The organism is Streptomyces sp. NPDC002884, assembly GCF_040295245.1.
Taxonomy (GTDB): domain Bacteria; phylum Actinomycetota; class Actinomycetes; order Streptomycetales; family Streptomycetaceae; genus Streptomyces.
This window is the reverse complement of sequence record NZ_JBEOVB010000029.1, coordinates 21,755-45,764: the sequence shown is the minus strand read 5'-3', so window position 1 is coordinate 45,764 and position 24,010 is coordinate 21,755. Positions and strand designations below refer to the sequence as shown.

Below are 24,010 nucleotides of genomic sequence, written 5' to 3'. Positions count from 1 at the left end.
TCCATGGCCAATTCGGGGAAGGTGGACTGGTAATCATGGCGCAGTGGACCTCTGCGGTGGGAGCCGCACAGCTCGCGCGGCTGCTCAAGTCCCAGCAGGACCGCCCGGCGGGCCCCGGGTCGCGCCGCCCGCCGGCCTACCGGGCGCTCGCCGACGGCGTCCGGCTGCTGGTGCTGGAAGGCCGCGTCCCCGTCGCCGCGCGTCTGCCCGCGGAACGGGAACTGGCCCTGTCCCTGTCCGTGAGCCGGACGACCGTCGCCGCCGCCTACGAGGCGCTGCGAGCCGAGGGGTTCCTGGAGTCCCGGCGCGGCGCGGGCAGTTGGACGGCCGTCCCGGCGGGCAACCCGGTTCCGGCACGCGGCCTGGAGCCGCTGCCGCCCGAGGCCCTCGGCTCGATCATCGACCTGGGCTGCGCGGCTCTGCCCGCGCCCGAACCCTGGCTCACCCGCGCCGTGCGGGGCGCGCTGGAGGAGCTGCCCCCGTACGCTCACACGCACGGCGACTATCCGGCGGGCCTGCCCGCGCTGCGGTCGATGATCGCCGAGCGGTACACCGCGCGCGGGATTCCGACGATGCCCGAGCAGATCATGGTCACCACCGGCGCGATGGGGGCCATCGACGCCATCTGTCATCTGTTCGGCGGGCGCGGAGAGCGCATCGCCGTCGAGTCGCCCTCCTACGCCAACATCCTCCAGCTGATGCGGGAGGCGGGTGCGCGCCTGGTTCCCGTCGCGATGGCCGAGGGGCTCGCCGGGTGGGACATGGACCGCTGGCGGCAGGTCCTGCGCGAGGCCGCGCCGCGCATCGCGTACGTCGTCGCCGACTTCCACAACCCGACCGGCGCGCTCGCCGACGAGGACCAGCGGCGCCGGCTCGTGGAGGCGGCCCGCTCGGCCGGGACCGTGCTGGTCGCCGACGAGACCATGAGCGAACTGTGGCTCGACGACGACGTCGAGATGCCGCGGCCCGTCTGCGGCTTCGACCCGGCGGGGTCGACGGTCATCACGGTGGGGTCGGCGAGCAAGGCCTTCTGGGCCGGAATGCGCATCGGCTGGGTGCGGGCGGCCCCGGACGTCATCCGCAGCCTCGTCGCGGCGCGCGCCTACGCCGACCTGGGCACGCCCGTGCTGGAGCAGTTGGCGGTGAACTGGCTGTTCAGCACCGGCGGCTGGGAGCAGGCCGTCGAGCTGCGCCGCCAACAGGCCCGGGAGAACCGGGACGACCTGGTCGCGGCGGTGCGCCGGGAGCTTCCGGAGTGGGAGTTCGCCGTGCCCCGGGGCGGGCTGACGCTCTGGGTGCGGACCGGGGGGCTCTCCGGGTCACGGCTCGCCGAGGCGGGTGAGCGGGTGGGCCTGCGGGTGCCGTCCGGGCCGCGGTTCGGTGTCGACGGCGCCTTCGAGGGGTATGTGCGGCTGCCGTTCACCGTGGGCGGCGCGGTGGCGGAGGAGGCGGCCGCCAGGCTGGCGGCCGCCGCCCGGATCGTGGAGAGCGGGGGGACGGTCGGCGCGGAGGGGCCGCGCACGTTCGTCGCCTAGGAGGACGTGCGGGCGGGGTGGTCAACCGCCCGTGCTCGAAACCTGCTCCGCGCCCACGGACTCGGCTGCCACGGCGTCGGCTGCCGTGGCCTTCGTGACCTCGGCGTCCGTGGCGTCCGTTGCGGCCGTTTCGGCGGGCTTGGTGAGCACGACCTCGACCGGCACCGGAGGCAGCGTCTGTGTGTCGGCCGGCGTGGAGCGCGGCGGCAGGAGGTCCAGCACCGCCTGTCGCTGCGCGTCGCTCGTCGCGTCGTCGTACGGGTCCGGGGTCGCCGGCACCTGGAGCCGGTGCACCGGTCCCGATCCGAGCCGGGCGTATCCGCGTCCCGGCGGCGTGTGGTCGACGGGTGTGGTGTGCGGGGGCGCGCCGAGGACCGCCTCCAGTTGCTGCCTGGACGCCGGCCCGAGCGCGATCCGCGCGCGGGTGTGCTGCCGTACGGCGTCGTTCAGGGAGTCCAGGGCGTCGAACTGCTCGGCCACCACCACGGTGACCCCGACGGCCCGGCCGTGCCGGAGGGGGACCTGGAGGAGGGACTGCGGGTCCTTGTGGCCGTCCGTGTCGGCCAGGTGGGTGAAGGCGGTGGGGCGGTCCACAAGGATCCACAGCGGCTGCTTGGTGTCGTCCGGCGGCGGGTCGCCCGCCTGCCGGGCGCGGTTCGCGGCGATCAGCCGGCGCTCCGTCTCGTGCGCCGCCCACTCCAGGGCGGCCAGCGCGCCGGCCAGCCCGACCTCGACGGCCAGGACGCCGTCCCGGCCGGTGAGACAGGCGTACTCGCCCGTGCCGCCGCCCTCGATCACCAGCACGTCGCCGTGCTGGAGGGCCTGGAGGGCGATGGAGCGCAGCAGGGTGGAGGTGCCGCTGCCGGGCTGGCCGACCGCCAGCAGGTGCGGCTCGGTGGAGCGGATGCCGGTGCGCCAGACGACCGGCGGGACGTCGCGCCGTTCCTCGTCGTGGGTGAGGGGGAGCGTGCGCTGGACCCGGGAGGGGTCGGTGAAGCCCAGGACCGTCTCGCCGGGGGCGGTGACGAAACGCTGGGCCGCGATGTCGGTGGGGAGGGGGGTGAGGACGCTGAGGGTGAGTTCGTTGCCCTCCTCGTCCCAGACGAAGAGGTACTCGCGGCCACGGCCGGACTTCGCGGCGAGCAGCTGCTCGATCCGCGCGCGTGGGGCGGCCTCTCCGTCCGGGAAGAACGCGGGGTAGCGGATCACGAGGAGGGCTACGCGGCCCGAGTCGTCGAACTCCTGCGTCGGGAAGACGGTCTCCCAGTCGCCGCCGTGGGCGTACAGGGGAGCGGGGTCGTCGGCCGTCGAGAAGTACGGGACCAGGGCCTCGTACAGCACCTGGAGCCGCTGGATCTGCGACTCGTCGGGGCCGTCGGGAGCCGGTGGGGTGCGGTCCCTGCCCTGCCAGGCCGCTGCCGCCATCAGGGTGATGACGGCGAGCAGCGGACCGTACGGCACCAGTGCCACGACCAGGATCAACGAGGCCACCAGGAACAGCAGCGGTCCGCGCCGGTCCTTGGGGGTCTCGGCCCACCTGCGCCGCCCGGCCGAGGCCAGTCGGCGCAGTCCGCGGGTGATCGTGATCAGCGGATGGAGGACATCGGTGGCGCTGTCGGCCGCCGTCCGGGCCAGCTCCCGGCTCCGGGCGATCTGTGCGCTGCCTGTGCTCAGGATGCTGGGAAGGGGGCGCCGGGCCACTGCTGTCTCCTGTGAGGTGCGTACGGACGGGACGGGCGGCGTCAGAACTTGATGCCGCCGAGGAGGCTTGCCAGGCTCTCGCCGCCTGCCTTGATGCTCGGGGCGATGGCCGTACTGGCCATGTAGAACCCGAACAGGGCCGAGACCACGGCGTGCGACGCCTTGAGCCCGTCCTTGCGGAAGAAGAGGAAGACGATGATGCCGAGCAGGACTACGCCTGACATGGACAGGATCATTTGGGTTCTCCTGGTTCGCGGGGGACAGTCACCATGAGTACTTCCAGGATCACAGGATGTATCCATACTATAAAAGGTGCAACTGGGTGAAATACGGCTGATTTCCCCCGGCTGGCGGAAGGCCTGGTGGGCTGCCTGAGCAGGAGAGTTGCGTCGAACGGGTCTGCCCGTGATGGTTGCCGCCGACGGGACCGGCCATGTGTCCGACGAGCCAGTACCCTGGCGATTCACCTGAACGGTTGAGTGGAGAGGCGGACCGGCCGATGAGCGAAGCCCCCGACCCGGAGGTCGTGGAGCTGGCGACCAAGATCTTCGATCTGGCCCGCGGAGGCCGGACCGAGGAGCTCGTGGCGTACGTCGACGCGGGTGTTCCGGCCAACCTCACGAACGACCGCGGCGACTCCCTGGTGATGCTCGCCGCGTACCACGGCCACGCCGACGCGGTCCGGGCCCTGCTGGCCCGCGGCGCCGAGGCCGACCGGATCAACGACCGAGGCCAGACCCCGCTCGCCGGGGCGGCCTTCAAGGGTGAGGCGGACGTCATCAAGGTCCTGCTGGAGGCCGGCGCCGACCCCTCTCAGGGGACCCCGTCGGCCGTGGACACCGCTCGCATGTTCGACAGGGCGGAGCTGCTGGAGCTGTTCGGCGTGCACTGAGCCGACGGTCCTGAGCAGGTCCGGGAGAGTTCCTGACCAGGTAAATCGACGACCACGGGGGAGGCGGTACAAGGCCGCCGGAAATTTCGGTCGCGGCAGGTAGAACAGCCGGGTCATCATGACGTCGTGATTCACGGACGCGATGGCTGGGCAGGTGTTGCCGCACCGCGCGGGCCGTGATGCGGTCCGCATGGGCCACCGACGAGAGGCAGAGGAAAATGGTCTACAGCAAGCAGGAAACGGCGGGCGCCCCGACGTGTTGTCACGCGGCCAGGTAATGCACGTCCCCGGTTGCGTCGACGCTTGATGTGAGGCTGTTTCCCATGTTCGATCCGGTCATAGCGCCCAGCGGTACGCTGCTCGGCCTGCTCCAGAGGGGCCGCGGCGACGGAACGTTGCACGCGCTCACCGCTCCGCGAACCGAGGCGCTCGCGGCGCTGAACCACTGTGTGCTGCGGGACCCCCGCCACGACTGGCAGGTGGAGAACCGCTCCCTCTACTACGCCCGTCTCTACCTCGACCTGAACGGCGAGCTGGACGAGATCGAGGCCCACCTCTTCGACGTCGAGGACTCCTTCGACACCGAGGAGTCCCGCACGGGCCTGGCCCTGGCCGTCCTCGGCCACCTCGCCTCCTACGGCAGGCGGGACGCCCTGGCCCTGCTGCGCCGGTACGCGGCCTCGGGCGCCAACTGGGCCTGGGCCCTGGACGAACTCGCCCTGCGGGACGACGACGCCGGTCTGCGGGCCCTCGCGGCACCCGTGCTCGCGCGGTTCGCCACCGATACCGAGGGCGAGACCGAACTCGCCGCCGCCGTACGGGACGCCTTCGAGCCACGGCCCTGGCGGCTGTGGGCCGAGGATCCCCGCGAGTACGTCTCCACACGCGTGCGTGCCGCTCAGGAGGCCGGCTGTTTCGACCTCTGGCAACGGCAGCTCACCCCGAGCGGGCCCCGCCCCGGCTGGAGCGTCCAGGCCGTGTTCGAATGGGCCCAGCAGGGCGTCGAACGCGGAGTCGCGCTCCACGTCCCCGCCGCCCGCTGCCTCTCCGCCGTGGCCGGGCCCGAGGACCGCCCCGAGATCGTGCAGGCCGCCAAGGACGGCACCGAGGGCGCCCGGTGCACCGCCCTGCGCTACCTCGCCGACTTCAACGACCCCGACGCCCTCGTCCTGATCGAACAGGCCGTGGCCACCGGCTCGACGCCCGTCGTCGAGGCCGCCGTGGACGCCTTCGAGCGCATGCGCAGCATCGCGGCCGTGGACCGGGCCCGCGGCTGGGCCCACCGGCCCGACCCGCTGGGCGCCGCGGCCGGCCGCATGCTCGCCTGCCGGGGCGGCACCCAGGACAGCGACCTCGTCCTGGGCGCCCTGCGCGAGGCCGTCCGCGGCGAGGGCTGCGACGCGCCGAGCCTGTGGACCCTGGTCGACGGCGCCGGACGGCTCGGCATCGTCTGCGCGGCACCCGTGCTGCGTCACATCTACCGTGAGACGGCCTCGTCCCACCTGCGCGGGCGCTGCGCCCGCGCACTCTCCGCCACCGACCCCTCCTACGCCGCCGGCTTCGCCGTCGAGTGCCTCTGGGACTGCGAGGAGGGCACCCGCGAGATCGCCGCCCGGCACGCCGAGACCGGCGACGCCCGGGTCGTGGAGCGCCTGCGCCGGCTCGCCGCCGATCCGGCCGAGGAGGCGGAGGTCCAGACGGCCGTGCGGAGCCGGATCGGACCCGACGCCGCGTCCGCGATGTGAACGCCGGGACCGGCCGCCGCCCGAGGGGAGCCTGGCGGCGGTCGGTCCCGCGCACATGAACACCCGATGGCCTGCCGGGCGGACCGGCATGGACGCCGTCCGACCTGCGCACCTCGCGTCGCGTGGGTACCGGGTGCGCAGCCCAACGCTCACGGGACGTTAGTCGTTCGGAAAGATCCACTTTGACGCGTCCACGTCCGGGGCGGCGACAACACGGGTATGCGTGTCGTCATCGTGACCGAATCCTTTCCCCCCGACGTGAACGGCGTGGCCCATTGCGCCTTCCAGACCGCCCGACACCTCGTCGATCGCGGTCACACCCCCGTCGTCGTCGCCCCGGCCACCGCCGCCGGGACCGGGCCGGACGCCGAAGCGCCCTGCCCCGTCGTCCGAGTCCCCTCCCTTCCGCTCCCCGGCTACCCCCAGGTCCGCGTCGCCCTCCCCAGCCGACGCGTCGCCGCCGCCATCGCCGAACACCGTGCCGACCTCGTCCACCTGGCCAGCCCGTTCATCCTCGGTGTCCGGGGCATGGCGGCCGCCGCCCGGCTCGGTATCCCCGCCGTCGCCGTCTACCAGACCGACCTGGGCGGCTACGCCCGCACCTACATGGGAGCCGGCGAGGCAGCCGCCTGGCGCCGGATACGGTCCGTCCACGCCGCCGCCGACCTCACCCTCGCCCCCTCCAGCTCGGCCCTGCACGACCTGGACACGCACGGTGTGCCCCGGGTCAAGCTGTGGCCGCGGGGCGTGGACACCGTGCGCTTCCGTCCCGACCGGCGCGACGAGGCACTGCGCCGAGCGCTCGCCCCGAACGGCGAGCTGATCGTCGGCTACGTCGGACGGCTCGCCCCCGAGAAGCACGTCGAGCTGCTGTCCGGCGTCTGCGGGCTGCCGGGCGTGCGGGTCGTGGTGGTGGGCGACGGCCCGAGCCGGCCCGGCCTGGAGGAGACCCTGCCGGGCGCGGTCTTCCTGGGCAGCCGCACCGGCGACGAACTCGCCCGGATCTTCGCCTCGCTGGACGTGTTCGTGCACACCGGCCCCTTCGAGACGTTCTGCCAGACCGTGCAGGAGGCCATGGCCGGCGGTGTGCCGGTGGTCGCGCCCGCCGCGGGCGGCCCCCTGGACCTGGTCGCCCACGGGCGTACCGGCCTGCTCGTCCCGCCCCGGGACGCGATCCTCGTGCGGGACGCGGTGGCGGCGCTGGTGGCCGACCCCGCCCGGCGGGCCGCCTACGGCGCCGCCGGGCGGGCCACGGTCGAGGGACGCACCTGGGCCGCCGTCGGCGACCGGCTCATCGGTCACTACGAGGACGTGCTCGCCGCGCGTCGACTGGTGGTGGCGGCATGAGCGACCCGAACGCCCTGAACGGCGCCGGTGGCGGAAACGATTCCGCCCGCCCCACCGCCACCCCCACCCGCACGCCCACGCATGCCGGGCCGCTGCGGATCGTGCGGCTCGCCAACTTCGTGGCCCCCGCCTCGGGCGGGCTGCGCACGGCCCTGCGCGAACTCGGCAAGGGCTATCTCGCGGCCGGCCACGATCCGGTCCTGATCGTGCCCGGCGAGCGGGAGAGCGACCGTCGGACCGAGCAGGGGCGGGTGATCACCCTGCCGGGGTCGCTGCTGCCCGGCACCGGCGGCTACCGCGTCCTCACCGACAAACGGCGGGTCGCCCGCCTGCTGGCGGAACTCGCCCCCGACCGCCTGGAGGTCTCCGACCGCACGACGCTGCGCTGGACCGGCAGGTGGGCGCGGCGGGCCCGTGTGCCCGCCGTGATGGTCTCCCACGAGACCGCCGACGGCGTCCTGCGGACGTGGGGCGTGCCGGAAGGAGCGGCCCGGCGCGCCGCCGACGCGCTCAACCTCCGTACGGCGCACACGTACGCGCGCGTGGTGTGCACCACCGAGTTCGCCGAGCGGGAGTTCGTCCGGATCGGGGCGCGCAACGTCGTGCGGGCACCGCTGGGCGTGGACCTCGTCGAACGGCACCCCGCCCTGCGGGACGCCGGGCTGCGGTCCCGGCACGCGCGCGAGGACCAGACCCTGCTGGTGATGTGCACCCGCCTGTCCGTGGAGAAGCGGCCCGGTACGGCACTGGACGCCCTGGAGGCGTTGCTGCGGCGCGGTGCGCGGGCGGTTCTGGTCGTCGCGGGCGACGGACCGCTGCGGCCCCGGCTCGAGCAGCGCGCCCGTGAGCGCGGGCTGCCCGTGACGTTCCTGGGGCATGTCTCCGACCGGGGCGCGCTCGGGGCCCTGCAGGCCTCGGCCGACGTGTGCCTGGCCCCGGGGCCCGCGGAGACGTTCGGACTCGCAGCCCTGGAGGCCATGGCGTGCGGGACCCCCGTCGTCGCGAGCGCCACCTCGGCGCTCCCCGAGGTGATCGGCGCCGCCGGGGCCACGGCGGCCGACCGGGGGGAGGCGTTCGCGGACGCCGTGGAGAACCTCCTGGACCGTCCCCTCGCGGCCCGCCGGGAGGCCGCACGCGCGCGTGCGGAGTGCTTCGGCTGGGGTACGGCGGTCGACGCGTTCCTCGCCGCGCACGACGCGACGGTGTCGGTCACGGCACCGGTGACCGCAGCCGTTCGTCCTTTCGTGCCCGGAGGCCTCGGATGAGACGCGTCCGCTTCGTCGCCCTCGGGGACTCGCTCACCGAGGGCGTGGGGGACCCCGTGGGCGAGGGGTGGCGCGGCTGGGCCGCGCTGCTCGCCCCGGGGCTCGTCGGCGAGGCCGAGGGGGCTGAGGGAGTTGCGGGGGTCGAGAGGGCCGAGAGCGCTGAGGGGGTTGAGGGGGTTGAGGGGGCCGAGAGGGCCGAGGGGACTGAGGGGACTGAGGGGACTGAGGATGTCGAGGAGCCCTCGGCTCCCGGAGGACTCGTCGACCCCGTGGAGTTCATCAATCTCGCGGTCAGCGGCGCGCAGACGCGGGACGTGCTGGAACGGCAGCTCCCCGCCGGGCTGGAGCTGCGGCCCGACGTCGTCTCCGTGGTCGTCGGCGTCAACGACACCCTGCGCTGCACCTTCGACATCCATGCCGTGGCCGCCCGGCTCGACACGGTCTACGGCTCCTTCGCCGAACAGGGCGCGGTCCTGCTCACCGCGTGTCTGCCCGACCCGGGCGGCGCCCTCGGGCTGCCCGGGGCCCTCGCCCGGCCACTGGCCCGGCGGCAGCGCGCGGTCAACGCCGTCGTCCACGCGCTCTCCGAGCGGTACGGCGCCGTCCACCTGCACGCCGCGGAGGGCGCCTGGCTGACGGACCGGGCCATGTGGAGCGCGGACCGGCTCCACCCCGGGGAACGGGGGCACCGGCAACTGGCCGTGCGCTTCCACGCGGTGCTGGCCGAGGCGGGCCTCGCGACCGGCTCCGCGCCCTCGCCCGAGCCCGAGTTCGCGGCGCCGACGACCTCGGCCAGCCTGTGGTGGCTGGCGACCGCGGGCACCGGCTGGGTGGCCCGGCGGTGCACCGACCTGCTCCCGCAACTGCTCACACTGGCCGCCGACGAGCTGCGGCACCGCGCGCGGGGGACGAGCGCCCGCCTCGATCTGCGGGCCTCCGCGGCGGTGTCCGCGGCGCTCGCCGCACTCTCCGTGGCGGAGCGGCAGCCGGACGCCGCCTGAGGCCGGACGCCGCTGAGGCGGGACGCCGCTGAGGCGGGGTGGCGTTTGAGGCCAGGCGGCGCCGCCCGCGGGTCACCTTCGGCGTACGGCCACGAAGCGCACCGGCGTTCCGGGCACGGCCTGGGCCGCGGCCGCGAGGTCGGCCGCGCGCACGACCCCGATCACCGGGTAGCCCCCGGTGGTCGGGTGATCGGCCAGGAAGACCACCGGCCGGCCGGCGGGCGGAACCTGTACGGCGCCCAGGACCATGCCCTCGCTCGCCAGCTCACCGCTCCGGGCGCGCTCCAGGGCGGGCCCCTCGGTGCGCAGCCCGATGCGATTGCTCGCCGACGACACGAGGAACGTCCGCGACGTGAAGGCGCGGAGCGCGTCCGGAGTGAACCAGTCGTCCCGCGGGCCGAGCGTCACACGCAGGACGAGTTCGGCCGGCGGCGCCGGCTGCGGGGCGACGTCCACGCGCGCGTGCGGGACGAGTTCGCGTCCCAGGGGCAGGACGGTGCCGTCCGCGAGCGGTGCGGGGCCGAGGCCCGAGAGCAGATCCGTGGACCGGCTGCCGAGGACCGGCTCGACGATGATGCCGCCGGCCAGGGCCACGTAGGTGCGTACCCCGGAGACGGCCGGCCCGATGTCCAGGAGGGTTCCGGCGCGCACCCGCACGGGCGCGCCCCAGGCGGCCGGCCGGCCGTCCACCATGACCCGGCAGGGCGCGCCGCCGACCGCGACGGTCACGTCGGAGCGCGGTCTGAGGGCACAGCCGTTGAGCGTCGTCTCCAGGACGGCCGCATCGGGCGGGTTGCCCACCAGCCGGTTGACGAGGGCCGCCGCGGGCGCGTCGAGAGCGCCGGAACGGGGCACGCCGAGGTGCGCGTGTCCCGGGCGGCCTTGGTCCTGCACCGTGGTGAGCGCCCCGGCGCGGACGACGGAGACTGCGCGGTCGCTCATGAGCCGCCCACCGTGTCCACAGGTCCCTCGGGCCCCGGAGGCCTTGCGGGTCCCACGGGCCTCGCCGGTCCCACGGGATCCACCGCCCTCGCCGGTCCCACCGGGACGAAGCGCACGCGCGTGCCCGGTGACAGCAGCGCGGCCGGCACGCGCGCGTGGTCCCACAGCACCGCCTCCGTGCTGCCGATCAGCTGCCAGCCGCCCGGCGACGAGCGCGGGTAGACGCCCGTGTACGGCCCCGCCAGCGCCACCGAACCGGCCGGTACGGCGGTGCGCGGGGTGGCCCGGCGCGGTACGTCGTAGCGCGGAGGCAGGCCGGTGAGATAGCCGAAGCCGGGCGCGAACCCGCAGAAGGCGACCCGGAACTCGGTGGCCGCGTGGATGCGGGCCACCTCCTCCTCAGGGACCCCCCAGTGGGCGGCGACCTCGGCCAGGTCCGGGCCGTCGTAACGGATCGGGATCTCCACGGCCGCCTGCTCACGCGGGGGAGCGGGCGGTACGTCGGACGCGGCCAGCTCGGACGCCAGCCGGCCGGGGTCGGTCAGACCGTCCAGGAGGACGGTGCGGGCCGCCGGGACGATCTCACGGGCCCTGAGCAGGCCCGCCGCGCGACGGCGCAACAGCTCCGCGTGCAGCGCCTCGGCCTCGGCGCCCGACGCCAGTTCGACGAGCAGGGCGTCGTCGCCGACGGGCAGGACGCGCACGCTCATACGAAGGCCTCCACTCGTACGCCCGACTCCTGCAGCCCACGCCGGACCCGGCGGGCCAGCTCCACCGCGCCGGGCGTGTCGCCGTGCAGGCACAGCGAACGCGCGCGTACCTCGATGGACGATCCCGCGTGGGAGGTGACCTGCCCGTCGCGGGCCAGGCGCACCGACCGTTCCACGACGGAGTCCGGGTCGGTGACCACGGCCCCGGCCCGCCCACGGGGCACGAGCGTGCCCTCCTCGGTGTACGCACGGTCCGCGAAGGCCTCCGGGACGGCAGGGAGCCCCGCGCCCCGGGCCAGCTCCAGAAGGCGCGAGCCGGGCAGCCCGAGCACGGGCAGCGCGGCGCCGGCGAGGAGGATCCCGTCGACCACCGCGCCGGCCTGCTCCTCGTCGTGCACGACCCGGTTGTAGAGCGCGCCGTGCGGCTTCACGTACGCCACGCGTGCGCCCGCCGCCCGGGCGAACACCTCCAGGGCGCCGATCTGGTACGCCACCTCGGCGGTCAGTTCGGCGGACGGCACGTCCATGGCCCGCCGCCCGAACCCCGCCAGGTCCCGGTAGGAGACCTGTGCGCCGATCGTCACTCCCCGCTCGGCCGCCAGCTCGCACACCCGGCGCATGGTGACCGGGTCCCCGGCGTGGAAGCCACAGGCCACGTTGGCGCTGCTGACGACGGACAGCAGCTGCTCGTCGTCGGTCAACTGCCAGCGGCCGAAGCCCTCGCCGAGGTCGGCGTTCAGATCGATCGCGGTCGTCGCGGTCATGGTTCCTTCGTATCTCCTTCTCAGGCCACGCGGTACTGCTCGTCGCGGGCGTCGGTGAGGAACATCTGTCCCGGAGCGTGGGTGAGGGCGAAGGGCGGGCGCGAGGCCATCACCGCGGCCTGCGGGGTCACACCGCACGCCCAGAACACCGGGATGTCGTCCGGCGCGGCCTCCACCGGGTCACCGAAGTCGGGCCGGCCGAGGTCGTCGATGCCCAGTCCCGACGGATCGCCGCAGTGTACGGGGCTGCCGTGCACCGCCGGGAGTAGGCTGCTCTCCCGGATGGCCGCCGCGAGGTGCTGCGGCGGCACCGGGCGCATGGACACCACCATGGGCCCGTGCAGCCGTCCCGCGGGCCGGCACTGTCGGCTCGTCACGTACATCGGGACGTTGCGCCCCTGCTCGACGTGCCGGATCGGTACGCCCGCCCCGGACAGCGCCCACTCGAAGGTGAAGCTGCACCCGATCAGGAACGACACCAGGTCGGCACGCCAGTACGCGCGCACGTCCGTCGGCTCGTCCACCAGCTCCCCGTCCGCCCAGACCCGGTAGCGCGGCAGGTCCGTGCGCAGGTCGGCGCCCTCGGCCAGAACGGTCGTCCAGGAGCCGGCGTCCGTGACGTCGAGGACGGGACAGGGCTTCGGGTTGCGCTGGCAGAACAGGAGCATGTCGTACGCCCAGTCGGCCGGCACCGAGATCAGGTTGACCTGGGTGTGGCCGCCCGCGACCCCGGCCGTGGGGCCCGCCAGACCCGCCCGGAAGCGGGCCCGGGCGGTGGCGGGGCTCCACGCGTGCGCGTGCTCGTCGACGAGGGTGACGGGACGGTCCTCGGTGAGGGGCGGACGGGGGTCCTGCGTGGGGATCGGACGGCGGTCCTGCGTGAGGATCGGACGGTTCACTCCAGTTCCTTCCCGCGGGTCTCCGGAAGCCCCAGCAGCGCCAGGGCGGCGATTGCGTAGCCGATCGCGCCGAACACCAGCGCGCCGCCCACGCCCCAGCTGTCGGCGAGGAAGCCGACCGTGGTGGGGAAGACGGCGCCCACGGCGCGGCCGGTGTTGTAGGTGAATCCCTGGCCCGTGCCGCGCAGGGCCGTCGGGTACAGCTCGCTCAGATAGGACCCGAAGCCGCTGAAGATCGCCGACATGCAGAACCCGAGCGGGAAGCCGAGCACGAGGAGCACGGTGTCCGCGCCGCTCGGGATGTTCGCGTACGCCAGGATGCACACCGCCGACAGCAGGGCGAACAGCCAGATGTTGCGGCGCCGGCCCAGCCGGTCGGTGAGGTAGCCGCCGGTGAGGTAGCCGAGGAAGGCCCCGGAGATGAGGAAGGTCAGATAGCCGCCGGTGCCGACCACCGACAGCCCGCGCTCGGACTTCAGATAGGTCGGAACCCAGGTCGCCAGGGTGTAGTAGCCGCCCTGCACACCGGTGGAGAGCAGGCCCGCGAAGAGCGTCGTCCGCAGCAGCGGACCCTTGAAGATCGCCGGGAACGAGCCCTTCTCGGCGCTCTGTTCGCGTGCGGCGGTGGCCTTCGGCGCGTCCTGTACCCGGCGCCGCATCCACACCACCAGCAGCGCGGGCAGGGCGCCCGTCCAGAACATCACGCGCCAGGCGATGTCGTCGCCGAAGAACGAGAAGACCAGCGTGTACACGAGTACCGCGAGGCCCCAGCCGACGGCCCACGAGCTCTGGATCGCGCCCAGGGTGCGCCCCCGGTGCTTCGCGCTCGCGTACTCGGCGACCAGGATCGCGCCGACCGCCCACTCGCCGCCGAAACCGAGGCCCTGGAGGGACCGGAAGACCAGCAGCGTCTCGTAGGTGGGTGCGAAGCCGCAGGCGACGGTGAAGACCGCGTAGGTGATCACCGTGATCATCAGGGCCCTGACCCGGCCGATCCGGTCGGCCAGCACCCCCGCCACGGCGCCGCCGATCGCGGAGGCGACCAGGGTGACGGTGGTGAACAGGCCGGTCTGGCTGCTGTCCAGACCGAAGTACGCCGCCAGCGCGACCATGCTCAGCGGCAGCGTGAAGTAGTCGTAGGAGTCGAGGGCGTAGCCGCCGAACGCGCCGGCGAAGGCGCGGCGGCCGCGCGGGCCGAGGGCGCGCAGCCAGGCCAGGGCGCCGTCGTCGGGAGCGGGCGCGGCGGTGGCCGCTACGGGGTGGGTGTCGGTGGCCGGTGTCCGGGGTGGAAGGGGCGTGCTCATGGGGCACCTCGCTGTGGGAGGACGGAGGGTGCGGGGAGTGAGCCGTGCCGTGCGGAGGCGGGCCGCCGTGGTGGGGACGGGCGGTGCCATGGAGACGAAGGTAGAGGATCGTTGAACGATCCTTCAATACCCATGTTGTTTCGTTCTCGGGCCTGCGGTTGAATTCCGGGCATGGCAGAGCAGCTGGCGGGACTGGCCGACGACCGCGTCCTCCTGGGTCGCACGAGCACGGCCGAACGGGTTTCGGACATCCTCAGGAGCCGCATCGCCGAGGGCTATTTCCCGCCCGGGACCCGGCTGTCGGAGGACAGCATCGGGGGGGCGCTCGGCGTCTCCCGCAACACGCTGCGCGAGGCGTTCCGGCTGCTCACGCACGAGCGCCTGCTCGTCCACGAGCTGAACCGCGGCGTGTTCGTCCGGGTCCTGACCGTCGAGGACGTGAAGGACATCTACCGCACGCGCGCGCTCGTCGAGTGCGCCGTCGTGCGCGGACTGGGCGAGCCGCCGTACACGCTGGACGGCCTCCGGGCGAGCGTCACCGAGGGCCAGGTCGCGGCCGTCGAGAACGACTGGAAAGGACTGGGTACGGCCAACTTCCACTTCCACCGCGAACTGGTGGCCCTGGCCGGAAGCGTGCGCACCGACGAGCTGATGCGCAGTGTCTTCGCCGAGCTGCGCCTCGCCTTCCACCTCGTCGACGAGCCCCGCCGGCTGCACGAGCCGTACCTCCGGCGCAACCGCCAGATCCTCCAGGCGCTGGAGGCGCAGGACGCGGGGGAGGCCGAGCGGCTGCTCGCCGTCTACCTGGCCGACTCGTTGGAACGCGTGGTCGAGGCCTACGGGCGAAGAGTCGAGGGCGACAGTGCCCCGTAGGTGCGCGGGGATCCGCGCGACTGGCTCCCACCGGCCCGCGGCCGGAGAACGACCCTGGCCGTCTGGCCGTCTGGCCGTCTGGCCGTCTGGCCGTCCGGTCGTCCGGTCGTGTGGCCGTCCGGTCCTCCGGCCGTCCCGCTGTCCAGCCGTCCGGTCGTGCGGCCGTCCCGCCGTCCCGCCGGAGGCGATAGGCGCCGTTTGGGTCGATGTCAGACCGAGGACCTAGTCTGTGCACCGTGACTTCGCCTGCGTCGACGGACCGTGTTCCGCCCCAGCTCAGCGCGGGGCCGCGCCCCGCTCAGGGCCCGGCCGCCGACGAGGGGCTGGCGCGGCGGCTGCGCGCGCTCGCCTGCACCGCGCCGATCCACGACCTCGACGCCCGCAAGGCCAACCTCGCCGGTGAGTACTCGGTCTACGGCATGGCGGAGATCGCCCTCGCCGCCATCGACCTGGTCACGCTCAACATGGACTTCGACACCGGCGCCGACCACGACCAGATAGTGGCCCGCCTCATGCCGCGCATCGCCGCGCAGGCCCCGCGGCGGTCCGTCGCCGAGCACGAGCGGGTGGCCCGCTGGGTCCTGGAGAACCTGATCAACGTCGGCAGCGTCGACCGCGGCTTCCGCGCCATGTACGGCACCTTCGCGCCCGACGGCACGTATGTGCGCCGCGACTACGACTTCAAGCTGATCGAAGAGGTCCCCGGCCACGGCGGCGTGGTGTACCTCCGCACCACCGACGAGGCGGTCAACGTGCTCGTCGGCGCCCTCGACACGGACGTCACCAGCGCGCAGATCGCCGCCGAGGTCAAACTCGAGGTGCTCATCCGTCGCGGCCGCCTCGCCGACGCCCAGCTGGCCGCCGAGCAGGCCCGCTACCGCACCGTGCAGTACTCGGAGACGCTGCGCCGCGCCCTGGAGGCGACCCGGCGCAACGTGCGCGCGGTGGACTGGCTCAACGCCGTGCCCGACATGATCGCCGAGGCCCTCGACCACGTCGCCGACCGCTACCGCCACGAGAACGCGATCCTCACCAACATCCGCAAGGCACGCGACGAGATTGAGGACGCGGACAACAAGCGGCGGGCCGCCGAGCTCGTCGACATCGTGAAGGACTGCATCCGCCGGCACACCCAGCTGCAGTCCCGGCTGCTGGAGGCCGGCCCGCTCTTCCGCGCCGAGCAGGACCGACAGGCCTTCGCCACGCCCATGACCTCGTCGGGCATCGACCTCTACGGGCATCTCGTCACCCCCGTGCTGCCGTTGCCGCTGGAGCAGGCGGTCCGGGTCACCGACGCGTTCTTCGCGCGGGGGACCGGGCTGCGCACACCGGTGTCGGTGCGGGTGGGCGATCTCGTCGACCTGCTGCTGACGCCGCCGGCGGAGCGGGAGCACCTGGGGGCGGAGATGCCGGAGCCGGACCTCATTGCGACACCGGACGACAGCCGGTTCAGCGAGGAACAGCTGGCGATGGCCAAGCAGCTGCTCGATCTGCCGGCCGACGCGCCACGACGGCTGTCGGGACTGCTCGAGGAGGCGCGCGCCAAGGAGGGCGAAGAGCTGGCCTACCTGGTGGCGCTGCTGGCCGTGCACGCCGCCAGTCCGGCCGTGGGCACCGCCTACCGCCAGGGCGAGGAGAAGCTGCTGTTCGCCGTGGACGACGGGCAGGAACTGGACGACCCGGGGTTCGGCGGGGCCGACCTGATCGTCGGCACCGCCCTGTTGGACGCCGCGGGGATGGCGGCGGACCGGACGGAGGCGGCATGAGCCGGGCCGGGAACCGAGTGGCCGAGCACGAGAACACCAAGGAGCCGAAGCTGTGACCGAGCACGTCGAGTGGAGCGACACGGAGGCCCCCGCCCCGGCGGTGAGCGCCGCCGTCACCCCCGCCGACGCCGCCGACGCGGCGCGGCTCGTCGCCTTCGGGCTGCAGCCCAAGCTGCAGCCCGCGCGGGACCAGGAGTACGCGGAGCTGCTGCGGCGGTACCGGGAGGATCCGCCGTTCGCGCGGCTCGCCGACGCCGTGGCCGCCGGACTCGGGCTGATCGTGCTGGAGGTCTCCCCGCGCGCGGGGATGGCGGTGACCGCCGCCGAGGACTCGGTGTTCGCCGTACGGATGGGGGACTACGCGCGTCGTACGTCCGCCGACGGCGGCGACCGGTTCCTGCACGGGCTCGCGCACCTCTCCGTCGCCGCGATGGCGTTCCCGCGACCCGAGGACCTGGCCGACGACGGCTACATCGGCCGGGTCAGCGTCAACGGGGTGGACGCGTTCGTGCGCCAGGCCTGCCACCGGCTGGAGGAGCGGGCCGAGGAGCAGGGCGAGAACACCGACCCCGCCACCGACGCGCCCGGACTGGAGGCCGCCTGGCGGATCTGGGCCAGACGCAGCTCCACCGGCGCCACCAAGGACGCGCGCAGACTCGCCGGTTCCACGACCGGCATCGTCGGCAAGGCCGTCGCGTTCCTCACCGACTCCGGCTTCCTCCAGCGGACCGGTGACGACGGCGGCGGTACCTACCGGACGACCGCCCGCTACCAGCTCCAGGTACGTGACATGGCGGGTGGTGCCGCCCTGGCCGAACTGCTGGAGCTGGGCGTCGTCCCGGTCACCGACGGCTCTCCGACGCTGCTGCCCGCCGAGGAGACCGACGACCTGGACCTGGTGGCCGACGCCGGGCTGCCGTTCCACTCCTGAAGCCCGAGCCGACCGGCTTCCGCGCCGACCGGCTGCCGAGCTTCCGAGCTTGAGGAGCTCACGGGCCTTCGGGCCCCTGAGCTCCTCAAGCGCCACCCCCCCGATCTGCCGAAGACTTACGAGAGTCCGCCATGTACGAGCTGTCCCGGGTCCGCCTCTACTCCATCGGTCCTGCCGGTGCGCGCTACGCCGACACCGTGCTTGACCTGCGGGGCGTGGGCGCCGTCGTGCCCGACCCCGCCCCCACGCAGGCGGAGTTCTTCGAGGAGGAGCCCGTCGGCCCGCCGCGCAGGCCCGCGCCCGCGGGCGTGCTCTTCCTGGAGAACGGCGGCGGCAAGTCCGTCCTGCTCAAGCTGATCTTCTCGGTGATGCTGCCGGGCCACCGCAACACCCTCGGCGGCGCCAGCTCCGGCGTGCTGCGCAAGTTCCTGCTCGCCGACGACTGCGGACACGTGGCGCTGGAATGGCAGCACGTGCTCACCGGCGAGTGCGTCGTCGTCGGCAAGGCCAGCGAGTGGCGCGGGCGGCAGGTCTCCAACGACCCGCGGAAGTTCGCGGAGGCCTGGTACTCGTTCCGGCCCGGTCCCGGGCTGAGCCTGGACAACCTGCCCGTCGCCGAGTCCACCGCCGTCCGCCCGCCCGTCGAGGGAGCCTCCGGCGCCCAGGGGCGGCGGCGCACCATGAAGGGCTTCCGGGACGCCCTCACCGAGGCGGGGAAGGCGTATCCGCACCTGGAGGTGCACTGGGAGGAGATCCACGACCGGTGGATCGAGCACCTCGGCGAGCTGGGCCTGGACCCCGAACTCTTCCGCTACCAGCGGGAGATGAACGCCGACGAGGGTGAGGCCGCCGGCCTCTTCGCGGTCAAGAAGGACTCCGACTTCACCGACCTGCTGCTGCGCGCCGTGACCGACACACGGGACACCGACGGGCTCGCCGACCTGGTCAGCGGCTTCGGCAACAAGCTGGGCCGCCGCGCCGAGCTGATCGCCGAACGGGACTTCACCGCCGGTTCGGTGGACCTGCTCGGGCGGATCGTCGAGGCCGCCGAGGCGCGGGCACGCGCGCGTGACATCCACGCCGGCGCCGAGCGCCGCACCCGAGCGCTGGCCCGACGGCTGTCCGCGCGGGGCGTGCGGGAGAAGGCGCGGGCCGGTGATCTCGCCCAGCGCGTCACGGCCGCCGCCTACTCCGTCACGCACTCCGAGAGCGCACGGGAGCGCAGCGCGCTGATCGCCGCCGAGATCGCCTTCCGGCACGCCTCGTTGGCGCTCGCCGGCGCCGAGAAGTCCGCCGCCGCGCAGAAGCGTGAACTCGCCGACGCCCGCACCCTGCACTCCGCCTGGCAGGCCGCCGAGGCCGTGCTGCGCCACCGTGCGGCCGCCGACCGGGTCGCGCGCGTCTCCGTCGCGATCCAGGAGGCCGAACGCGACGCCGCCCCCGCGCTCGCCGCCCGCGCCAAGGCAGCCGTCGACCTCGTACGGGCCCTGCACGCGGCCGCCGGGAACGCCGAGGCCCTCGCCAACGAGGAGGAGGAACGCTCGGCGGCACTCCAGGAGGTCGGCGAGTGCGCGCACCGGGACTCGACGTCCGCCGCCACCGACGCCCAGCGCGCCCGCAGCGAGGTCGGACACCTGCGCCAGCGCCTCTCCGAGGTCGAGCAGGAGACCGCCGAGGCCGTACGCGCGGGCTGGCTCGACGACAGCGCGCCCGACGCCGACCCCGCCCGCGCGGCCCTCGCCGCCAGCGACGCCGAGAAGACCGCCGTCGCCGCCTGGGACACCGCGCGCGACGCCTCGCACCGGGCCGCCGAGCACGCGCGCGAGGCCGCCTCCGCGGAGTCCCGCGCCGAGCTCACCGCGGCCCGGGCCGCCGACGCGGCGACGGCCGCGCACCGGTCGTACGAGGCCGAGCAGGGGCTCGCCGAGTCCCTGGCCGGTGAGGAACGGCTCGCGGAGCTGCTCGGGCTGACCGGCGGCGGGGCCCGCCCCCGGATCCCGCAGCCACGGCAGAACGGGGAGCCCGACGACGACTCCCTGCTGGCCCCCGAGGACCTGGACCGCTGCGCCGACGAGCTGCGCGACCTCCTCGACGACGCCGTCTCCTCCGCCGAACGGCAGCTCTTCGAGCTGCGGACCGCGGCCGCCGACGACTCCCGCATCCTCGGCGCGCTCGGCGACGGGGGACTGCTGCCGCCCGGCCCGGACGTGCTGGCCACGGTCGAGTTCCTCGGCGAGCACGGCATCCCCGCCCTGCCCGGCTGGCGCTACCTCGCGCAGGCCGTCGACCCCGCCGACCACGCGCGCGTGCTCGCCGCCCGGCCCGAACTGGTCGACGGCGTGATCATCACCGATCCCGCCTCGCACGCACGCGCGCGTGAGGCGCTCGGTGACGCCGCCCTGCTGCCCCGCTCGGCCGTGGCCGTCGGTACGGCCGCCGCCCTGCTGGCGCCCACCCCGGCGGCCGACGCGCAGAGCGGTGACGTCTTCCTCGTCCCGCCGAACCCGGCCATGCACGACGAGCAGGCCGCCGACGAGGAACGGCAGACGCTCCGCGCGCGGGCGACCGAGCGGGACGAGGACATCCGCCGGCTCGCGGCGCGGCTCGGCAAGGACCGCGAGTTGTCCGCCCGGCTGGCCTCCTGGCGTACCGGCTGTCCCGCCGGGCGGCTCACCGAGCTGGCCGGATCCGCCGGGGAGGCGCGCGCCTTCGCCGAGGAGTCCGAGGCCGAGCTGTCCGAGGCCCGGACCGTGCGCGCGGAGGCCGACGAGATCGCCGCCGAGGCGGCCCGGGAGCGCGACGAGCGGCAGGAGGCCGCGCAGAAGGCCCGGCGGGCCGCCGACGCCCTGGCCGGCCTCGCCTTCCGGCTGCGTGAGCGCGCCGGCTGGCAGGTCAAGGTGCGTGAACTCGCCGACGAGGCGACCGAGTCGGAGGCCCGCGCCCAGACCTGCCTGGAGCGCGCCCGCGCCGCCGACGAGGACCGCCGCGGCGCCCAGCGCGCCGCCGACGACGCCCGCCGCACCGCACGCGCGCTGCGCGCCGAGCGCGCCGAGATCGCCGGCGCCCCCGACGACGTGCCGGACGCCGGGTCGGACGCGTCCAGGACCTCCCTGCCGGCCCTCCGCGAGGCCTACCGGGCGGCGTCCCAGCTGTACGAGAAGGTCGGCGTCGGCGCGGACCTGCGGGCCGAGCAGGCCCGCGGGGAGAGCGACGAGAGCGCGGCCCGCGCCGAGCTGGACCGGCTCAGCAACAAGGTCCGTACACGCGCGGAGCAGTTGCTCCAGTCGCCCGACGGCTCCGACGGGCCGTCCCGGCAGGCCGCCGCCGCGCGCGCGGAGGAGCTGGTGCAGCTCCTGGAGACCCGTGTGTCCACCGCGAGCGAGCAGCTCGGGCGACTGCGCGGCGAGGCCGAGCGGCACGCCCCCGAGGACGGCGAGGCCCACACCGAGCTGCCCGCGGAACTCCAGCCGCGCGACGCCGAGCACGCCCAGGCGCTGCTGCGCACCGCGACGACCGAACTCGGCGCCCGTACCGAGGCGTTGAACCAGGCACGCGCGGCCCACGCCGAACTCCTGGCCGCCCACCGGGCCGCCGAGGACGCGGCCGGCGGCTTCGACGAGATCGCCGCGATGCTCCGGGATCTGCTGCGTGAACACACCCCGGACGAGGACCAGGAGGAGTCGGAGCCCTACCCGGGGACCACGGAGGAGGCCCGCCAGTCGGCCGCCGATGCCCGCCGCTCCCTGCGCGGCTGTGCCGCCGACTTGTCCGCCGCCGAGTCCGCCGTCCGCGAGGCCGGCGACATCCTCGTCCGGCACGCCAACTCCACCCGCTACGAGCAGGTCCGCACCCCGGCCCGCCAGCAGATCCGCGAGCTGCCCGCCTCCACGCTGCCCGAGCACGCGCAGAAGTGGGCGAACGCCTTCGCGCCCCGGCTGAGGGTCCTGACGGACGAGCTGGAGCAGCTGGAGCGCAACAGGGACTCGATCGTGGACCGGCTGCGCGGGCTCGTCGAGTCCGCGCTCGCCACCCTGCGATCGGCCCAGCGGCTCTCCCGGCTGCCCGAGGGACTCGGCGAGTGGTCCGGCCAGGAGTTCCTGCGCATCCGCTTCGAGGAGCCCGACCAGAGCACCCTCACCGAGCGGCTCGGCGAGGTCATCGACGAGGCGACCCGGGCCGCCGTGAAGAAGAACTCCGACCTGCGGCGCGACGGCGTGTCACTGCTGCTGCGCGGGGTCGGCGCGGCCCTGCAGCCCAAGGGCGTCGCCGTCGAGATCCTCAAGCCGGACGCGGTACTGCGGGCCGAGCGGGTGCCCGTCGGCCAGATGGGCGACGTGTTCTCCGGCGGCCAGCTGCTCACCGCGGCCATCGCCCTGTACTGCACGATGGCGGCGCTCAGGAGCAACGACCGGGGCCGGGACAAGCACCGGTACGCCGGCACGCTGTTCCTCGACAACCCCATCGGGCGCGCCAACGCGACCTATCTGCTGGAGCTCCAGCGCGCGGTCTCGGACGCCCTCGGTGTGCAGCTCCTCTACACCACAGGGCTGTTCGACACGACGGCGCTGGCGGAGTTCCCGCTGGTCATCCGGCTGCGCAACGACGCCGACCTGCGGGCGGGCCTGAAGTACATCAGCGTCGAGGAACACCTGCGGCCGGGTCTGCCGCAGCAGAGCCCGGCCGCGGAAGGCGAGGGGGCGCAGGTGCGCAGCGAGATCACGGCGACCCGGATGTACAAGAGGCCTGCGCCGAACGCCGGTTGATCAGCTGTCCGCCAGGCGGTGGTCCTCGAGCACACCGGTCCGGTGCCGCTGCACGAACCAGTAGTAGGCGAAGCCACCGCCCGCGATCACGGCCACGAACAGGACGGCGCCCCACCGGAGGTACCAGTGGAAGGGCGCCGCCGCGTTGTAGACGGAGGCGCGCGGCCAGATCAGGTTGATCGTCATCGCCGTGCCCCACACCACCGCGACGATGTTGACGAGCAGCCCCCAGCGGCCGAGCGAGAACTTCCCGTCGCTCGCGGGCTGCCACCTGCCGCGCAGCCGCGCCACCAGCATCGGGCCGGTCACGCCCAGGTAGGCGAGGTAGATCATGATGATGCCGATGCTGGTGACGACGGTGAAGATCTGCGGCTGGCGGATGTTGACTACGAGGATCGACAGCGCCAGCACCCCGATGATGACGGTCGGCAGCACCGGGGTCTGGAAACGCGGATGGCACTTGGCCAGCCGCGAGGACCAGGGCAGGTTGTTGTCGCGGGCCATCGCGAACGCCAGCCGGATCGCCGCCGTCTGCACGGCCAGGGCGCACACCGTGACGGCGATCAGCACACACCACAGCATCGCCTTGCCGGCCGTCGGACCGAGCACGTCGAGCACGACGTACTGAAGACCGTCCGTGGACAGCTTCTCGCCCTTCAGGCTGGAGACGCTCATCAGCGCGAGCAGCAGGACCAGCCCGCCGAGGACGAAGGAGGCGACGATCGCCCGGATGATCGCACGGGGCGCGTTGCGGGAGGGATCGATGGACTCCTCGCCGAGCGACGCGGCCGTGTCGAAGCCGTACATGACATACGCCGAGGCCAGCGAGGCCACGAGGAACGCGCCGAGGTACCCGGTTCCGTAACCCGCTCCCGTGCCGTTGGTCTCCATGACCACCTGGGGGCCGCGGGTGATGTGGACGGCGAACAGGACGATCAGTACGACGGTCGCGATCAGCTCGATGAACACACCGGCCGTGTTGATCGTCGCCATCAGCTTGACGCCGAACGCGTTGACCAAGGTGGTGAACAGGATCAACACGGTCGCCAGGACGACCGCGTTGGTCGCCACGTCGTACTTGCCGGTGCCGTCACCCACGAACTGGAAGACCGAGGAGATCTGCGGCAGCGTCAACTGGTAGGCCAGCGCCACGGCAGCGATCGACACGATCGAGGCGGTCAGCATCATCCAGCCGGCCAGCCAGCCCAGATGCGGATTGCCGATCTTCTTCGACCAGTTGTAGACGGACCCGGCGACCGGATAGCGGGCGGCCAGCTCCGCGAAGCACAGGGCGACCGTGAACTGGCCCACGAACACCATCGGCCAGGACCACCAGTAGGCGGGGCCGCCGCTGCCGTAGCCGAAGTAGAACAGCTGGAAAGTGCCGGTCAGGATCGAGATGTAGCTGATGCCCGCGGCGAAGGTGTGGAAGTTGCCCAGGGTTCTCTTGAGCTCGGGCCGGTAGCCGAACTCGGCGAGCTCGGCGTCGTCCTGCTGAGGGCCTGGCGGATGCTCGGCTGTCGTCATCGGCGGACTCCTGGTGCTCGTGGGAGTCCAGCACACCACCAGCGC

Annotated in this window: 18 protein-coding genes; 10 read left to right on the top strand and 8 right to left on the bottom strand. The window is 73.8% G+C overall.

Going from position 1 to position 24,010, the window contains the following annotated elements; genetic code table 11:
* Window positions 1-35 precede the first annotated feature (35 nt).
* Window positions 36-1,535 (top strand): SCO1417 family PLP biosynthesis transcription factor, encoded by a 1,500-nt coding sequence (locus ABT070_RS36110; protein WP_351767082.1) that lies wholly within the window; start codon window positions 36-38, stop codon window positions 1,533-1,535.
* 21 nt (window positions 1,536-1,556) lie between these two features.
* On the opposite strand, the gene ABT070_RS36105 is transcribed toward ABT070_RS36110, so the two are convergent.
* Window positions 1,557-3,236, bottom strand: a complete 1,680-nt coding sequence (locus ABT070_RS36105; RefSeq protein WP_351767080.1) for a hypothetical protein — start codon at window positions 3,234-3,236, stop codon at window positions 1,557-1,559.
* Window positions 3,237-3,277: 41 nt separating this feature from the next.
* Window positions 3,278-3,472: a hypothetical protein gene (locus ABT070_RS36100; RefSeq protein ID WP_020128927.1), complete on the bottom strand. Its 195-nt coding sequence runs from the start codon at window positions 3,470-3,472 to the stop codon at window positions 3,278-3,280.
* Between the two features lie 263 nt (window positions 3,473-3,735).
* Here ABT070_RS36100 and ABT070_RS36095 point away from each other — a divergent pair, with 263 nt between their 5' ends.
* The 5 genes from ABT070_RS36095 (at window position 3,736) to ABT070_RS36075 (ending at window position 9,486) form a co-directional block, all read left to right on the top strand.
* Window positions 3,736-4,128 (top strand): ankyrin repeat domain-containing protein, encoded by a 393-nt coding sequence (locus ABT070_RS36095; RefSeq protein ID WP_351767078.1) that lies wholly within the window; start codon window positions 3,736-3,738, stop codon window positions 4,126-4,128.
* 323 nt (window positions 4,129-4,451) lie between these two features.
* Window positions 4,452-5,873, top strand: a complete 1,422-nt coding sequence (locus ABT070_RS36090; RefSeq protein WP_351767076.1) for a HEAT repeat domain-containing protein — start codon at window positions 4,452-4,454, stop codon at window positions 5,871-5,873.
* A gap of 219 nt (window positions 5,874-6,092) precedes the next feature.
* Complete coding sequence (locus ABT070_RS36085; protein WP_351767074.1) at window positions 6,093-7,220, top strand: glycosyltransferase family 4 protein; 1,128 nt, start codon at window positions 6,093-6,095, stop codon at window positions 7,218-7,220.
* Window positions 7,217-8,485: a glycosyltransferase gene (locus tag ABT070_RS36080; RefSeq protein ID WP_351767072.1), complete on the top strand. Its 1,269-nt coding sequence runs from the start codon at window positions 7,217-7,219 to the stop codon at window positions 8,483-8,485. Before ABT070_RS36085 ends, ABT070_RS36080 begins: the two co-directional genes overlap by 4 nt.
* Window positions 8,482-9,486, top strand: coding sequence for an SGNH/GDSL hydrolase family protein (locus ABT070_RS36075; RefSeq protein ID WP_351767071.1), 1,005 nt, complete (start codon window positions 8,482-8,484; stop codon window positions 9,484-9,486). The genes ABT070_RS36080 and ABT070_RS36075 overlap by 4 nt, the downstream gene beginning before the upstream one ends.
* Window positions 9,487-9,558: 72 nt before the next feature.
* On the opposite strand, the gene ABT070_RS36070 is transcribed toward ABT070_RS36075, so the two are convergent.
* Genes ABT070_RS36070 through ABT070_RS36050 form a run of 5 tightly spaced genes read right to left on the bottom strand, consistent with a single transcriptional unit; the run spans window position 9,559 to window position 14,105 of the window.
* Complete coding sequence (locus ABT070_RS36070; RefSeq protein WP_351767069.1) at window positions 9,559-10,428, bottom strand: 5-oxoprolinase subunit C family protein; 870 nt, start codon at window positions 10,426-10,428, stop codon at window positions 9,559-9,561.
* Window positions 10,425-11,132, bottom strand: coding sequence for a 5-oxoprolinase subunit B family protein (locus tag ABT070_RS36065; protein ID WP_351767184.1), 708 nt, complete (start codon window positions 11,130-11,132; stop codon window positions 10,425-10,427). Before ABT070_RS36065 ends, ABT070_RS36070 begins: the two co-directional genes overlap by 4 nt.
* Window positions 11,133-11,134: 2 nt before the next feature.
* The gene (locus ABT070_RS36060; protein ID WP_351767067.1) at window positions 11,135-11,902 is read right to left on the bottom strand and encodes a LamB/YcsF family protein; all 768 of its coding nucleotides are present in this window, start codon (window positions 11,900-11,902) and stop codon (window positions 11,135-11,137) included.
* A gap of 20 nt (window positions 11,903-11,922) precedes the next feature.
* Window positions 11,923-12,765 (bottom strand): putative hydro-lyase, encoded by an 843-nt coding sequence (locus ABT070_RS36055; RefSeq protein ID WP_351767183.1) that lies wholly within the window; start codon window positions 12,763-12,765, stop codon window positions 11,923-11,925.
* Window positions 12,766-12,797: 32 nt separating this feature from the next.
* On the bottom strand, window positions 12,798-14,105 hold the full coding sequence (locus ABT070_RS36050) for an MFS transporter (protein WP_351767065.1): 1,308 nt from the start codon (window positions 14,103-14,105) through the stop codon (window positions 12,798-12,800).
* A gap of 171 nt (window positions 14,106-14,276) precedes the next feature.
* On the opposite strand from ABT070_RS36050, the gene ABT070_RS36045 reads away from it, so the two are divergent.
* From ABT070_RS36045 to ABT070_RS36030, 4 genes are all read left to right on the top strand, one after another.
* Window positions 14,277-14,978: a GntR family transcriptional regulator gene (locus tag ABT070_RS36045; RefSeq protein WP_351767063.1), complete on the top strand. Its 702-nt coding sequence runs from the start codon at window positions 14,277-14,279 to the stop codon at window positions 14,976-14,978.
* Between the two features lie 236 nt (window positions 14,979-15,214).
* Window positions 15,215-16,744: a hypothetical protein gene (locus tag ABT070_RS36040; protein WP_351767062.1), complete on the top strand. Its 1,530-nt coding sequence runs from the start codon at window positions 15,215-15,217 to the stop codon at window positions 16,742-16,744.
* Window positions 16,745-16,796: 52 nt separating this feature from the next.
* Window positions 16,797-17,675, top strand: a complete 879-nt coding sequence (locus tag ABT070_RS36035) for a hypothetical protein (protein ID WP_351767060.1) — start codon at window positions 16,797-16,799, stop codon at window positions 17,673-17,675.
* Between the two features lie 131 nt (window positions 17,676-17,806).
* Window positions 17,807-22,438, top strand: a complete 4,632-nt coding sequence (locus ABT070_RS36030; RefSeq protein WP_351767058.1) for a hypothetical protein — start codon at window positions 17,807-17,809, stop codon at window positions 22,436-22,438.
* Here ABT070_RS36030 and ABT070_RS36025 read toward each other — a convergent pair whose 3' ends face one another.
* On the bottom strand, window positions 22,439-23,965 hold the full coding sequence (locus tag ABT070_RS36025) for an APC family permease (RefSeq protein ID WP_351767057.1): 1,527 nt from the start codon (window positions 23,963-23,965) through the stop codon (window positions 22,439-22,441).
* Window positions 23,966-24,010 lie beyond the last annotated feature (45 nt).

Excerpts from the sequence above, each read along its gene's own strand:
- ABT070_RS36025 (WP_351767057.1), bottom strand. The coding sequence starts at position 23,965 with ATGACGACAGCCGAGCATCCGCCAGGCCCTCAGCAGGACGACGCCGAG.
- ABT070_RS36045 (WP_351767063.1), top strand. The coding sequence starts at position 14,277 with ATGGCAGAGCAGCTGGCGGGACTGGCCGACGACCGCGTCCTCCTGGGT.
- ABT070_RS36030 (WP_351767058.1), top strand. The coding sequence starts at position 17,807 with ATGTACGAGCTGTCCCGGGTCCGCCTCTACTCCATCGGTCCTGCCGGT.
- ABT070_RS36100 (WP_020128927.1), bottom strand. The coding sequence starts at position 3,472 with ATGATCCTGTCCATGTCAGGCGTAGTCCTGCTCGGCATCATCGTCTTC.
- ABT070_RS36110 (WP_351767082.1), top strand. The coding sequence starts at position 36 with ATGGCGCAGTGGACCTCTGCGGTGGGAGCCGCACAGCTCGCGCGGCTG.
- ABT070_RS36090 (WP_351767076.1), top strand. The coding sequence starts at position 4,452 with ATGTTCGATCCGGTCATAGCGCCCAGCGGTACGCTGCTCGGCCTGCTC.
- ABT070_RS36095 (WP_351767078.1), top strand. The coding sequence starts at position 3,736 with ATGAGCGAAGCCCCCGACCCGGAGGTCGTGGAGCTGGCGACCAAGATC.
- ABT070_RS36070 (WP_351767069.1), bottom strand. The coding sequence starts at position 10,428 with ATGAGCGACCGCGCAGTCTCCGTCGTCCGCGCCGGGGCGCTCACCACG.
- ABT070_RS36085 (WP_351767074.1), top strand. The coding sequence starts at position 6,093 with ATGCGTGTCGTCATCGTGACCGAATCCTTTCCCCCCGACGTGAACGGC.
- ABT070_RS36060 (WP_351767067.1), bottom strand. The coding sequence starts at position 11,902 with ATGACCGCGACGACCGCGATCGATCTGAACGCCGACCTCGGCGAGGGC.
- ABT070_RS36075 (WP_351767071.1), top strand. The coding sequence starts at position 8,482 with ATGAGACGCGTCCGCTTCGTCGCCCTCGGGGACTCGCTCACCGAGGGC.
- ABT070_RS36050 (WP_351767065.1), bottom strand. The coding sequence starts at position 14,105 with ATGAGCACGCCCCTTCCACCCCGGACACCGGCCACCGACACCCACCCC.
- ABT070_RS36080 (WP_351767072.1), top strand. The coding sequence starts at position 7,217 with ATGAGCGACCCGAACGCCCTGAACGGCGCCGGTGGCGGAAACGATTCC.